The 14882-nt window shown below is 42.6% G+C and carries 8 protein-coding genes; 3 read left to right on the plus strand and 5 right to left on the minus strand.

Going from position 1 to position 14882, the window contains the following annotated elements; all coding sequences use genetic code 11:
- Positions 1 to 3 precede the first annotated feature (3 nt).
- Positions 4 to 1178 (minus strand): IS3 family transposase gene (locus tag ACWAU4_RS01895; RefSeq protein WP_144406826.1). Its coding sequence is split into 2 segments (ribosomal slippage): positions 4 to 920 and positions 920 to 1178, totalling 1176 coding nucleotides; the frame shifts between segments, so codons are not numbered across the junction.
- 277 nt (positions 1179 to 1455) lie between these two features.
- Between ACWAU4_RS01895 and ACWAU4_RS01900 the strand changes: the two genes are divergently transcribed.
- Genes ACWAU4_RS01900 through ACWAU4_RS01910 form a run of 3 tightly spaced genes read left to right on the plus strand, consistent with a single transcriptional unit; the run spans position 1456 to position 6687 of the window.
- Positions 1456 to 2412 (plus strand): DUF4007 family protein, encoded by a 957-nt coding sequence (locus tag ACWAU4_RS01900; RefSeq protein WP_144377792.1) that lies wholly within the window; start codon positions 1456 to 1458, stop codon positions 2410 to 2412.
- Between the two features lie 3 nt (positions 2413 to 2415).
- Positions 2416 to 5769: a hypothetical protein gene (locus ACWAU4_RS01905; protein ID WP_144377790.1), complete on the plus strand. Its 3354-nt coding sequence runs from the start codon at positions 2416 to 2418 to the stop codon at positions 5767 to 5769.
- Positions 5770 to 5787: 18 nt separating this feature from the next.
- A complete protein-coding gene (locus ACWAU4_RS01910) occupies positions 5788 to 6687 on the plus strand; it encodes a phosphoadenosine phosphosulfate reductase domain-containing protein (protein ID WP_045283631.1) in 900 nt (299 codons plus the stop codon).
- Between the two features lie 70 nt (positions 6688 to 6757).
- On the opposite strand, the gene ACWAU4_RS01915 is transcribed toward ACWAU4_RS01910, so the two are convergent.
- The 4 genes from ACWAU4_RS01915 to ACWAU4_RS01930 form a co-directional block, all read right to left on the minus strand.
- Positions 6758 to 8968: a DUF262 domain-containing protein gene (locus ACWAU4_RS01915; protein ID WP_335904241.1), complete on the minus strand. Its 2211-nt coding sequence runs from the start codon at positions 8966 to 8968 to the stop codon at positions 6758 to 6760.
- A gap of 409 nt (positions 8969 to 9377) precedes the next feature.
- Positions 9378 to 9887 carry a DNA phosphorothioation-associated protein 4 gene (locus tag ACWAU4_RS01920; RefSeq protein ID WP_052678812.1) on the minus strand — a complete coding sequence of 170 codons (510 nt, stop codon included), beginning with the start codon at positions 9885 to 9887 and terminating at the stop codon, positions 9378 to 9380.
- Positions 9880 to 11910: an AAA family ATPase gene (locus ACWAU4_RS01925; protein ID WP_045283618.1), complete on the minus strand. Its 2031-nt coding sequence runs from the start codon at positions 11908 to 11910 to the stop codon at positions 9880 to 9882. The genes ACWAU4_RS01920 and ACWAU4_RS01925 overlap by 8 nt, the downstream gene beginning before the upstream one ends.
- A 146-nt stretch (positions 11911 to 12056) precedes the next feature.
- Complete coding sequence (locus ACWAU4_RS01930) at positions 12057 to 14027, minus strand: DEAD/DEAH box helicase family protein (protein WP_454290431.1); 1971 nt, start codon at positions 14025 to 14027, stop codon at positions 12057 to 12059.
- Between the last annotated feature and the right edge of the window lie 855 nt (positions 14028 to 14882).

Consider the following 14882-nt stretch of genomic DNA (forward strand, 5'->3'; position numbering starts at 1 on the left):
TGGTCAACTAAAATTGGCCACGGTTTTGTATTCAAGCCAGTATCTTCGCTCTGACTCATTGGGTGTCAGCCCACTGTTATATTGATGTGGTCTCAGCTGACTGTAATACCCCGTCACATATCGCGAAATTTCACTCTTAGCCTCACCGATATCCCGATAGCCGGTCATCGGTATCCATTCTGTTTTTAAGCTTCTAAAGAAGCGCTCCATCGGGCTGTTGTCCCAGCAGTTTCCTCGTCGACTCATGCTCTGCTTAATCTGATAACGCCAGAGCTGTTGGCGGAAGCGGTGGCTGGTATAGTGGCTTCCTTGGTCACTATGGAACATTAGGTCTTTCGGCCTTCCTCGCGCCTCAAAGGCCATGGTTAGAGCCTTGCTTGTTAGCGCACAATCGGGCGAAAATGACATCGCCCACCCCACCGGTTTCCGTGCAAACAAATCCAGAACAACGGCAAGGTAAGCCCATCGTTTGCCTGTCCACACATAGGTCACATCGCCACACCACACTTGATTGGGAGCCGTCACAGCAAACTGGCGGTCAAGGAGGTTAGGGATGGCGACATGCTCCTTGTCTGCCTTTTGGTAGCGATGTTGCGGCACCTGGCAGCTCACTAGCCCCAGTTTCTTCATCAGCCCTGTGGCACGATAGCGAGTTAACCTCACGCCAGCAGTCGTCACCATATCAGCCAGGGTTCTGGCACCCGCTGACCCATTGCTGGCTTCATAGGCCTCCCGCACCAAGCTGTGCAGTTTTACCTGTTTCGAGTCAATGGTGGTAGGTCTGCCTCGCCAATACTTGTAACTGCTGCGGTGAATACCAAATACTGAACAAATCCGTTCTACGCTATGGCTCTTCTTGAGTTTCTCGACTAACGAGAACTGTTCAGTGAGTCTGACATCAAGAGAGCCGTAGCCTTTTTCAAAATGGTGTTCTCTTCTTCAATGCGGCGGATTTTCTTCTCTAGCTCGCGGATCTGCTGTTGTTCGGGGGGGAGCGGTGCGCCTTTGGGGGATACGCCTTGCTGCTCTTGTCGAAGCTGGTTTACCCATTTACGCATGGCTGAATTACTCACGCCCATCGCGCTTGCTGCCTCCGTTACACTGTAGCCCTGCTTCGTTACTAGCTGCGCAGCTTCTAATTTGAACTCTGTACTGAATGTCGGTCTTGTGTTCTTCATTTCTACCACCTTTTTCCGGAAGTGAGTCTATCACTTCGTCTATTCAGGTGGCCAAATTCACTATGCCACTATAGAAGAACGATAAATCGACATAAATTGTAGGCGCCGCCTCACCAAAAAGACCCAACCAATTGTTTAAAAAGGAGTAAATTCCTACATCGTCCTTCAGGACATATAAAAGTCATACCTCATTTTTGATAAAAGCGCCTAGACCTGAGGACATTAATGTGTAAGATCTCTGTTTGGATAAAATCTCCAATTCAGCAAGGTAAGCACATTGAGCATCGAAACAACGACCCTGAAATTCTCCGGACATCAAACCTTTCCTATACGATACGGATGGATTTATAAGATTATTCAAGAGATTGCAAAGGGGGAGTCTCTTTCAAGCAGCTCAAATATAGAAAAGCAAATGCAATCAATGGGCATGGGCAAAAACATGGTGCTTTCGGTGCGTCACTGGATTAGAGCTTTAAACCTGGTCACTTGTGTCGATAATGCTAAGCAGCTGTACAAGCTGACTCCTTTGGCGGAACAGTTGTTTACGAACAACGACGGGTGTGTTGCATACGATGAATATCTCGACAAGATTGGTACAACGTGGCTGTTACACTGGTTATTACAATCAATGCCCTCGAGTAAGGGCGAGTTAAACACATCCAGATTTTTCTTTAACTATTTCAACGGCATAAAGATAAAGAAAGAAGCGCTTCTGCTCGACATTAACGACACGCTTGTAAATCACGAAAAACAACTAACAGAAGCAACACTAAGCAAAGATATTGACTGCTTTCTTCAAATGTATGCTCACAAATCATTGCAATCAAACAAAATCAATGAAGATAGTTTTGCATCTCCTTTTACCGAGCTTGAATTGTTAAAACAAGAGGATGCAAAAAACTATCTAGCTGAGCTCACGAAAAGACCAACCCTGCCGGTAGAGGTCTTCACATTTGCGCTGATTGATTTCATGAAGAGGAAACAGAAAGACAGCAATACAAACACACTGTCATTTGACTCATTGCTAAAAGATGTTGGCTCACCAGGACGCGTCTTTCGCCTATCTTCGAGCGGATTGAGCGACAAGTTAGATGAAGTAGAAGCGCTTACGGATAGGAAAATTTCCTGGACGGATACTCAAGGCTTACGGCAGGTTCAGCATTCTTTTTCAGATATCAGCGATATCACCCCGGAACAATATTTAAAATCTTATTACATCTCAGAGGGAAAATAAGTCGTGACTTTAAGTAACATATACTCTATTGCGGCACGCCATCAACGTTCAACCCGTATTGATAGTGACTTAAGTGACGACTTTTTTTCCGGTTTGGTTTATCACGGTACTGCTCAATCGTCATTAGAGACCCTTTTCCGACAATACTCTCAAACTGGTCAGAACGCTTATACATTGACCGGTGCATACGGCTCAGGCAAGTCTACGGTTGCATTACTTTTAGCTGGTTTACTTCACCCTAGTTCGGGTATTCGCAATGCCGCCATTAGCACAATTAACGAACAGTCTAAAACGTTAATCGAGAAAAGCGCTAAGTATCGAGATGGTTGGCTACAAATACGCTCTGTAGGGGGCGTTCACGGCCCAGTTGAATCTTTTTGGAATGCAACAATAAAGGCACTCAAAGAGCACCCTAATACACGCGAAGCTAAAGTATTAGATAAATATTGCAAAGCAGCAGTAGAGAGTGAAAGCGAGCTTATAAGTACTTGGAAATCTCTGTTTGAGGACGTAGCACAACTTGTTGACGGCGTGCTTATCATTGCTGATGAGATGGGGAAAAGCCTAGAGTATATCAACCGCAAAGGTGGAGATCTGCATCTTTTCCAGGACATTGCAGAAGAACTCTCTCGGATTGACACCCCATTTATATTTTTAGGTCTTTTACATCAAGCTTTTAGTGAGTACGCGAAGGAGCGAGGCTCAAAATTACAAGATGAATGGGCAAAAATTCAGGGCCGTTATAGTGACATTCTTTATAACGTATCAACTGACGAAACTGTAGCCCTCGTTAGTAACTCTATGAAAACGACGCTACCGCCACAAAAAGGTGATGCTCTTGTTCAACGAGTGCTCAATGCACTAGATGATAAGCAGCAGCGAAAAGACCTTCTATTAAGCCGCTTAGAGCAATGCATCCCCCTGCACCCACTAACAGCATTATTATTAGGCCCGTTAGCAAAGCGCCGATTTAGTCAGAATGAGCGGAGTACGTTTAGTTTTCTTAACTCACATGAGCAGTTTAGCTTTCAGCTTTTCTTGCAACAAACGAACGATGAGAACGCACGTTATGACCTAGCCAATCTTTGGGACTATCTCGAAGCCAATATGGAGCATGCCATCTTGGGCTCACCTGATGGTCATGGTTGGGCAACAGCAGCAGAGGCAATTCGAAAAGCATTAAAACAAGACTTTTCGCCTGAGTCGATACAATTACTCAAATCGGTTTCTCTGATCACATTGTTTGGTAAAGCAGCCAATTTGACTGCAACTAACCAATTGCTGCTCACAGCTACAGCAATTAGCGATCCTGAACAACTAAACCTTGTACTCAAGCAGCTCAAGGATGCTTCATGCATCGTGTATAGAAAGCATCTATCATCGTGGGACGTATTCGAGGGTTCGGACCTCGATATTGCAGGCTTAGTTGAAGAAAAAGTTGAGCAGCTTCAAAATAGTAATGAAGCCTTGGAACGGATCAGCTACAGCTCGCAGGTTATTGCAAAAGGCCATTATCATGAATTTGGAACGCTCCGTTGGGCGACACAAAGCGTAGCCTTACAGCTGAGCAGCGTAGATATTTCAACATTAACGAAATCACGTAATGGAGAGTTCGCTAACTTCTTATTGCTTCTAAAAGAAGAGCCTGAAGAACAATTACTTGAACTAACTCGTAAAGATAAGTCTCTAATCATGGCTTGTGCTTCAAATGCGGCCGAGATTATTAGCTTATCAAATGAAAAATACGCGCTAGAGCTCATTAAAAGCGACAAAACTACAGGTGCAGATCTCGCTCACGACAAAGTCGCGAGAGAGGAACATAGAGCAAGAACGTTTAACGCGCAATCAGCGCTTGATACGGCACTTGCAAGTGCTTTCAATAATGCTCACTGGATATACAATGGCGTGGTTTATGAAAAAGAAACCATGAGTGAGCTTGCGACGTATGCCGCTGATAGCATTTTCAAAAAAACACCCAAAATCCTAAACGAACTGGTAAATCGAAATAAACTATCAGGTACGGCTGTTGCAGCCCTAAAAAGACTTCTACAAGCTATGCTTGAGAATGAGTCGCGCGAAGACTTGGGCATTGAGGGCTTTCCACCAGAAAAGTCTATGTATATCAGCTGTCTTAAAAATACCTTTATTCACTCCGCGGAGGGAGAGGGGGAAACAAAACAGCATTGGTTTATTGAAAATCTCGATGCGAATCTCGATGTCGCTTTCGCAGCAGCGAAGTCTCGCTTGAAAGAATGCAAAGGACAGCAGGTTGTTCTATCAGACATCGTTGTGCTATGGACTAACGCGCCCTTTGGTTTAACTAAAGGTGTGATTCCGATATTTCTTTTGGCTTTTCTAAAGTCTCTAGGGGAGCAGATTGCCTTCTATGAGAAAGATTTATCTGGTGACTTCGCATATATTGCCGAGCCTGATGTTGATTACGTGCACAAGCTTATCCGTAGCCCTAACGAGCTTGCCGTTAAGTACATTGTCCTGGCTAAAGAAGAGAAGGAATGGCTTCAACACCTAGCCGTATTTGCTGCCACTGAAACCAACCGTACTATATCGAATAATATTCTGTCCGTAGCAACCCCCCTGGTGACCACTATACACAATCTACCCCAGTGGGTTAAAAACGCACATAGTATTGTTGCTGATGATTCTGAGCAAAATAAAGCATATCTGCGAATCCGAGATCTCTTTTTACAAGCTAACGATCCGCATGCTTTGTTAATTAAAGATTTAAGTAGAGAGTTGAAGCGATTAGGGAAAGATGACTTCTCTAGCCAAATTGATGTTCTGACAGATTGTTTTAAAAAGCTGCGCCAAAAGCATGAACAAATGTTGGCTAGTATCAAGACGAAAGTAAAAACTATCTTCCCTGAAACGGGAGAAGAACTTTCTCAGATGTGTCAATACGTAGAGCAAAACTCAGGTGATTTGCGCTTGAAAGCGTTTGCCCGGGAATTGGCGAAAAGCGATACCGGTTTACTACAGTGGCTTGAGAGCATCATTCAAATTGTAACGGGCCGTGGAAAGCAAAACTGGAATGAAGGAATTCTCCAGTCTGCATCCAACAAAATCAGCGACTATGCGCAAGATTTTTTGAGCGTTGCAAAGTCTCAACATACCAATGATAGACATGTCGACAATGCAAAAACAAAGCTTGTGTCACTTGTTTTAGAGGGTAAGGATGGCAAACTGACGTCCTTCAGACGTGAAATCAGGGATATAGAGCTCGCTCCCCTACAAAGCACAATGGAAACAATCGAAAGTCAACTAGCACATTTAGATGATTTTCAAAGAATCAATGTACTACAGCAGCTTTTGAGAGATTCTCTTGAAACTCAAGGCTAAAGAACACAGGTGTTGTCGATGAGTAGTGTACGTAAAGTAAAACATGTTCTTGGTCTATCAGGTGGAAAGGATAGTGCTGCACTCGCTGTCTATATGGCAAGGAACTACCCGGAAATCGATATCGAGTACTTCTTTACGGATACGGGTAAAGAACTGCCTGAAGTCTATGAATACCTGGAACAACTAGAAATTGTTCTAGGTAAACCAATTTTGCATATCAATGACAAAAAGGGTTTCGATTATTGGCTAGAGCAACATAATAACTTCCTGCCTTCTGGCCAGCAGCGCTGGTGTACAATTAGGATGAAGTTGGAACCATTCGAGAAATGGATAAAACCTTATCTTGATAATGGTTATGAAGTGATTTCTTACGTTGGAATTCGTGCCGATGAACCTTGGCGCGATGGCTATAGACCTAACGAAAATCAGAAATACCTGACAATCAAAATGCCATTTGCTGAAGATGGTATAAAAAAGCAAGGAGTGCTAGATATTCTTGATAGTGCTGGGTTAGGTCTGCCCAAATACTACGAGTGGCGCTCCCGTTCCGGTTGCACGTTTTGCTTCTTCCAGCGAAAAATCGAATGGGTACGCCTTCGCGAAGAGCATCCTGAAGCATTTGAAGAAGCCAAATCGTATGAGAAACGTGCAGAGACAAGCGCTAACGGCGAAACTTTCTTTTGGATGGGGCCTAATGAGCCATTGGAAACATTAGAAGACCCTGAGCGCATCAAGCAGATTAAGGAAAATCACGAAAAAGTTAAAGCACGCTTTGAAAAGAAGAAACAGCGCGAGCGCAAACGCCGATTAGGTATGCACGCCATGGTTGATGAAAGCATGCTCATTGACACCTTAGATATGGATGCCATGTACGATCTAGAAGAAGGTGGTGGTGCGTGCATTACTTGTTATAAGTAGTAAATCATAAAATAAAAGGCTCTTTATCACCATTGAAAAGAGCCTTAAATTCTATTTCAGTGAGTCAAGGTTACACTCGCAAACTAAGTAATCGGCTCCTTACTGAATCTACCAACTCATCAAAACGCTCTGACAATGCCGCTTCAATCTCTTCAACACTCGAACCTGTAGAAATACAGCTAAATGAATCACCAATTAACAGAGATCTCATCACGATCTTGTTTTGTGGGATATCAACAAAATAACGTGAAGGGTCCATTGAACTAATCACATTATTTGCCTGACCAGAAATTAGCACACGGTTTAGTGGACTATTCAAGATGTGGTTAGGATCTTGTCGAATATCCTCCGTCTTTTGCCCAAGTCCCTTAACTGCCCCTAGAGGAATAATATGATGATCATTCAACCCATCAGATGCATTTGCTGGCCAGAGTCCTATGTCACCATTGTCGTTTACTTTATAGGCATTAAGTGGTTTAGTTTCAGTTGCGTGTAAATCATAGCTCGGTGATACACTCAAAACGTACTGAAGGATCAAGTTATGAATCCCTTCTTTTGGATATTCATTTAGACGCTGCATCAACAGGTCTTTTGAAGCGAACTTATCGTCTTTAAAAACTAGATTTTCTCGGTCTAAGATCACTTCGCCATCACCGTTGGCAACCCAGTTGTATAACTGATTAATATCATCAATAACAATCGCACTTTGATCGTAAACATAACGACCTGAGAATGCGCTTGTCCAGTACCAGAACTCCACTTTTTTATGCACTGCTGCATCATTCCAGAAGCGATCTTCCGCAAATATATAAGCGATGGGCTGAATCATCAGCTTATAGTGTAGCTTGTTAGAGTTATACACCCCGCAACGAATCAACAGAAACGCGTATGCACGCTGTACCGCTAGAGTCGAAGTTTCTATATACTTGCGGATGATTTGGGTGTCCAAGCTTAGCAACGTCTTTGAACTGGTGTCTTTCTTCTTTACTTCAAAATCATTCCCCGCATCTAATTCAATTTCACGGCGAGCCAGTGCAGTACAGATCGCAAGAATTGCCTTAGAGAGGTACCCAGAAGGTAAGCCGTCAGACAAACTGTCAAGATCATGAAGGTCTAAACGTTCAGATGCACCACACGCATGCTGAAGAGAAGCACAAAGCGTGACAGGATTCACAAACATCGAGCGAATGATTGAGCTGAGCGAGTAGGTCGATGTATCCCCGGAAATGCTTTTCGCAACCTTAGCTGATACTAAATCAAAATCATCTAGCTTCATACCACCATCATTAAGATGGCAAAAAATCGGAATTGCGCGGCGAATGTCGTTTGTGACTAGGCTATTAAGTTTATAGTCTTCGAAGATGTCACGAACTAAATAGTTAGATACGTTGTTTTTCCACTCACTTTTACAAGTATTAAAGATTTTTTCAATCTCTTCTGAGAAAACTATGCCACTCTCTTCACATTCTTCAATCGAATTAATTCCATCGAAAAGTTGTGCTGTATCGTAATGCTCCTTGATAAATTCGAAATCATCTTCATATTTATCACGAATTGCCTGCATGTTAATTTCGGCAATGCCTTCAAGAATACGGTTAACAACAATCGACTTTGTACCGATCATGAATAGCGGGATCATACCAAAATCGATGCAATCGTTGACAAACTGAGTAATCACCTGAGGTTTTGTTTTACCCATCTGGAGTGATTTTAATTGATAGTATGGTGAAAACCACTTAGACACGCCTTTACTATTTCGCTCGTTGAAAGTTTCATAGCTAAAGATGTCAACAATATCGTTAGGCTCAAAATGATCTAGGCCATCCTTATCAAACACTACTTTGGCCGCATGAAAAACATCGGTAACGTTTTCATTGGCTTTGCCAACAACCGGAACTCGTATAAACCAACGAACTTTCATCGGATTGGCTTTTTTAGAAATAAACTCTGACAATTCGACTTGATCTGAGAACTGAGAGAAGTCAAACACATCATTAAATGCATTATATAATGTCGTTGTTCTTTGTTGACCATCGAGTAGGTACTCGCAAGGCGCTGACTCGGTTAATGTATGCTGAACGGTTTCTCCAATCTTGCGCAGTGCGAAATCATCTGACTGCCCCTCAAGAATCAAAGAACTACCAACCGGAAACTTAAGCAAAATAGAAGCTAATAAGCTTTGCTGTTTCGCCGTTACCCATTTGTAATCCCGCTGGAAATCGGGCAACAACAATGTTTGATCGTTAATTTTTTTAAACGTATCGCTTAGAGAGCGTTCCATAATCAACCTTAAAGTTCATTCATAGCCAACACTTAATTATATAGTGGTATTTTCTATCACAAAAGAAATTTTATTGATAGTGCTACTTGCTATGTTAGTAATTTTTATCACTTATAGATGTTCATCAAGTTTTTACCTATCCAGTATTGGATGATTGGATATCGTGTATAAAGAAGAAGAGTTAGTCATCCTTGCTTTCATTATAATCGAGTATCTTTAACCAAAGATGATAACTCTCTTCTTAAACTCAAAATCCAAACTAACTATTAGTGACGTTTACACCCAAGCTTTTGGAAGCGTGATTACGTTCCACTGTTGGTCCTGGAGAAATACTCTAGGACCAACAGTGAACTGTGTTTTTATTCAGCAGGAAAAATTTTCAGTAGGTCTTGATATGTGGCGTACTCCTTCAATCAAAAACTATTTCTATATCAGTTGGTTTTATCGACGCTTTCATACGATTCTTGGTAAGCTTCTCAAAAACTTTATCTAGTAATGTATCCAAACCAATTGGGTCCGATGGATTTTCATCAAGCCATTTAGTGATGATGTATAACCCCCCGTTACAGTATTCTTCAAATACTTTGACTGTTTCTCGTAGATTTTCGTTTTTGAGGCAAGTACCGTTTCTAGTCTCTAGAAGACCAAGAAGATAGATGAAGCCATCTTTTTGGTCGCTAGAATAAGTGTCAAGTGAAATCTCAATAGTCTGCCCAGTCAACGAGATCCGCTCGTTCTCTGAATATCCAACCATCGCAGCAAATACCATCAAATCCTTAAGATAGCTAAATATTGTTGTTCCGCTGACAGTAAGACGCTGAGTTAAAGCTTCATGAGTCCTTTCCCTTTTTACGCCCACACTACGCCAGTTTAACGAAGCGTCTTGCGCTAGGGACGCATTTGAATATTTGTCAGTCATTACGCACCACCTCCTTGACTACGACTTTGTCTATCGCTGAGCCATATTCAGTAACTACCACGCTTTGATCGCCAAAATTCAACTCATGAATCTCTCGATCGCCCCGTTCTCCCGCTATCTGTTCGCAGAAATAATACTCTTTCCCGAGCTTCCCCTCTTCCAAGAAAGTCGACGTAACACTCTTACCCTCATCTTGGTACATAAGAATTACTAACTGATCCACTAGCTTCGGAAGCTCTCGTGCTATATTTGGCGAATATTTTGGATCGAGCTTTGAAAACGGGGCGTCGAAGATTAATGGCGCAATCGCTCCGGGGGTAAGTATGGTGCTATCAAGATCTCTTCTTTCACGCGCTATCGCAATCAATGATGATATATAGATGAAACTCAGAATCGCCCCTTGCCCTCCGCTCGGTGGCACGGCTTTACCGTTACGATCTTGAAGGCATAAATTCAAGTCCGAAGTAATAAGCACTTTGTAATCTTGGCGCAGATACTTATCTAGGAAAGAATCGATTTTCTCTTTCAAAATACCATGGATGCTACTCTCAGCCTCTTCGAGCTCCTTTGCAATCTGCGTCTCAACACCTTCAATTACATTTAGTTTATGCTTGAGCACTTTCGCCCGCGGACTTAACCCCTCTATGCGTGAAGCCTCGTCCTGCAACGTCGAGCGTTCTTTGGTAAACGACTTAATATTTTCCTCAAGCCGAACAACCGACCGTTGTGTTTCACGAATTTTTGTCTTCAACAAACCTCGATCTTTCTCTAGTTTTCTAATCTCAGCATCGTCAAGCTCAAGAATTTGATTTGAAATATCTTCTAGCTCCGCATCTAACGCTTGAATTTCGTCTCGTACAGCCCGCTCATCTTTGAAGTTTTTTTCAATACGATCATAAGCTTGCGGTGACAAAGTTTTTACCGCCGTAAGTCGACTTCTAGCCTTTTGCAATCTATGCAGAAGGTCTGGATCCGCGGCTTCCTTTGTCAATTCCTTGATTTTTTCAAAGGCCATCGTGCCTGGTTTGATACAAGCACCGCACACACACTCTTCGCGCTCAAGAATGTCTTTAACAAGCTGAAGGTTAAATGGCGCTGGAATCGTACCTTTTAGTTCAGCTTCATCAATAAAATCTAACGCTTCGTCCGATAATTTATGTGCAAATGCCACCCACGAATATTCACGAATTAGAGAGACTTTCTGAGCTTCAAGGGACTGTAATTGGTTCGCTCGAGCAGAACGATTTTTCTGAGCGCTATCCCTTTGCTTTATCAATTGATCAACGACCGCCGAACTTGAGTTCCCCAATCTTTTCTCAACTGTATCTAGCTGATCTTCGTATAGCTCTAACGCGGACTGATTCGATTCAAAATCAGCCTTAGCCTTATTGATTTTGTCGTCAAAACTCTGGATTTTTTCTTCTATCCTGGATAACTCATGATCTTTATCGAACCTTTTCAGTTCATCCCGAACTTCCTTCTTAATAGTCGATAGGTCTCTCAATGTTTTCTCAGCGACATTGAACCCAAGAATGTCACGAATCGAGCGTTTAATCGAGATCATGCCGTTTTGTGAGACCTTGAGATCACTACCCTCACCATCATTGATGAAGTAACCCGCCATATCCCTCGGTATGATGCTGTTTACAAACATCGATGGCGAACCTTTAAGCTCTCGAGAGTTTCCATCCTCTTCGATCATGAAAACTTTAAAATTTTTGTTCTCGCCACCCGTCCGTTTAATAGCATACTGCTGGCCTGAATCTTCTAAATGCAGTGAAACGTGATAACTTTTTCGTCCACGCCTAGCGGCTTCCCAATTCAGAATGTCGTTGTGATTCGTGAAGCTCGGCGAAAACTCACCGTGTAAACACCAAAGTACGGCGTTCAGAAGGTTGGTTTTACCGACGCCGTTTAAGGCGTATATGATTGTGGTGTTTCTCTTCGAATCATCAGCAAAATTTATTGTCTGCTCTCCGTAAAACGAGCGGAAATTTTCAACTGTTACTGAATTAAGAATCATCGCCTAGCTCCTTCGACACAGCATCGATCAGTGTACGCATTTTCGCTAACCGTTCTCGCTCAGGCTCTGAGCCATAAAAACTTTTCCGTTCAACAAGAATCAGTTCCTTCGCAAGCTTCTTCAACTTATCAATGTCCTGGTCCACCTCATTCCTCTCTTAATGCAAGTCGGTCAACTTCTTTTTCAACAGATAACCTGTTGTTTGCTAGTAAAACAAAGTCATCAATCCTTTCTAATTCTGCCGCACGTAGTGCACGCGATGCGCTGCTATTACCGGTTGGCAAAGTTATGAAGTCATAAATTTCAGCAATTTCCTTGCCGGGTGCCCTTCTCAATACTCGTCCTCGACGCTGAACATATTGCCTGGGGTTTCTCGTGCTAGCTAAGATAAAAGCTTTCCTGCAATCAGGAACATCAACACCTTCATCTAAGACTTTCATTGACACTAAGGCATCAACATCACCATTAACAAAGTTACTCATGATTGCCCTGCGATCACTAGAAGTTTCCGCACTCGTAAACCGCGACGTTTTCCAACCCTCTTCAGACAAAGTTTTCGATACTGCCTGAATTACTCTCTGTTCATCTACTGAGCTTGCTTCTTCGTTACGAAGCTTACCTTCACCACAGTAAAATAATGATAGCTTTCTGTCTGCCGTAGATATTTTTGAGACAAGCTCTTTTAAAGCAGGTAGTTTATTCGCGGCACTACCTAGAAGGCGACTTCGCGTGCCGCATAGAGAAGTTAACTGGTTTCTCTGAGAGCTGCTCAAATTATCCGAACGGCCAATCAATTTCCCGATCTCCGTTGAGAGCCTCTCATACTCATCCTGTTCCTCTGCTGTTAAAAATATGGGTACAAGGTGATAATTGTACTCGCACAAAACGCCATCATGTATGGCATCACCTAATGAGTATTCCGATACAATATCGCCGTAGTAAGCCAAGATTCGGTCTTTGGCCTCATTTGGAAAAGGGCTATCAACTTCGTCATCATCAGACCTGAATGGAGTAGCAGATAACCCCATACGATAGAAGGCATTCGGCAGAGAGCGATTGGTCTTTTTCGAACCATGATTATGGCACTCGTCACCTATTAACATCATCATATTTGGATCGAGAGTGCTAACAAGACTCTGGAAGTCACGACTCTCCATTGTTCTATTTACAACGACAATCGCTAGAAAATCATGCGCTTTCATATTGATGTCAAGGACTTCCTTTTTTAGATCATCGTACCAACGATTTCTGGACTCCCAACACCGTAAAGGTTGAATGTTGAATTGATTAAGATTCTCCACCCACTGACTAGCAAGCTCCTTATATGGAACAGAAACAATTAGGACAGTAGGAGCACTTTTTTGCTTTCGAGCTTCATATATCTTAGTGGCTGCAACGATAGAAGTGATCGTCTTTCCTGAGCCTGTCGATAGTCTCAAAATGCCCTTATAATTATTACTCGCCCATGATTTAATGGCTTTTTTTTGATGTTCTCGGATAATAAATACATTCTTACCTATGTGACTCGGGACAGTCGGAACATTAAATGACTTTTGGTTTGTAAAGAAAGCTTCATCAACCTCTTCATACAGACTTACTTCTCTGTCGATAAGAGAAGTAAGCTTTGTATTTTGCTGGGCTTTGTCCGAAATTCTTTCATAAAAAGTTGAAGGCACGCTCACAGTCACAGTATTTAGCTGTTCCCCTTTCCACAACGTTTCAAACCCTCGTATGCAAGGAAGCCCGTAAAGCTCAAAAGTCTCTTCTCGCCAGCTGGGAAAAACCATTATAGATTCCGCATTGTAGCCATCCTCGAGCGCATAGATAGTCTCGTTTGCAGAGCCCTGAAAAACCAATTTATCGCCACAGCTATCAGTAAGAACGCCTATTTTTTCGTGGTACATTCCTTTTCGCCGGAACGCAAACTTTATTTCAAGACGAGATGAAGCGATCAACATACTCAACAATTGAAGATTAAGATCGAGGCATGGGCTTTGTTCCTCCATGATTTCGGCTAACCTTTGATCGAGATCATCGAAGAGCTCAGCAAGTCTGTAACCTTGCTTTACAGCCATAAATTCATTTGCTTCAAGTGGGTGGCCGATAATTAAGCGCATCGTCCCCCCATTCGCGACCAGTCTGCTCAACCCACACAGATTAGACACCAAGCTATGAGAACTAAAAAAGCCTACAGCTCTGTCGTAGGACACAGAACGCTCAAGCGCTGGTATGTAGAACTCTTTAAACAGATTTTGATCACCCGCGCGGTAGACCGACCGCCACTGCAACCTATGAAACCCTTTCATTAAACCCCTTACTTTTCTACTGCCATTTTATTGAAAGCCCACTTCTGAGTCGTTACCAGGTTCATCTAATTCGAGCGCAAAATTTATGGAACTTTTGGGGAGAAAATCTAAAAGTTCATCTTCGGAAAAATTTGAAAGTATTTCGCTAAGCATTCTTTCCCTTTGCGGTCTTAGTGGCACGACTGGACGCATTTGGTTGATCGGCTACTTATTTAATTAGTTGATATTGCAGGCTGCAAAACTGCTGATACAACAATAATTAGATGTAATTCGTCTGCTTTTACAAGAGTCGGTGATAGTAGTTCATTATCAGTTGCTATTGCCTTACCCCGCCTTGGGACTGAAATTTGCGTAGCACCAAGGGGGAGTTGTACAAGTTGATCTTTTACGACGATACAACTGGCAGAGTCTTCAGAATACACTTGACTCCGTAGCTTAGTTTTTCCTTCAACTATAGCCATTAGCACAACGGGAACTATTCGCTCGTTGGTAAGAGTTTGTTCAATCATCCATGTTCTCAGCCAAATTCAGTATTAGTCAGTAACAATGATTAACACATCGCCACATCAACCCTGCGATCATCAGAACGCAGATTAAGTTTGCCACAGCTTACGCCAAAATTCCTGTGTCAACTCAACGTTTGTGATGCAAATCTATACAGCTAAA

Source organism: Shewanella sp. FeAMO, from assembly GCF_053653955.1.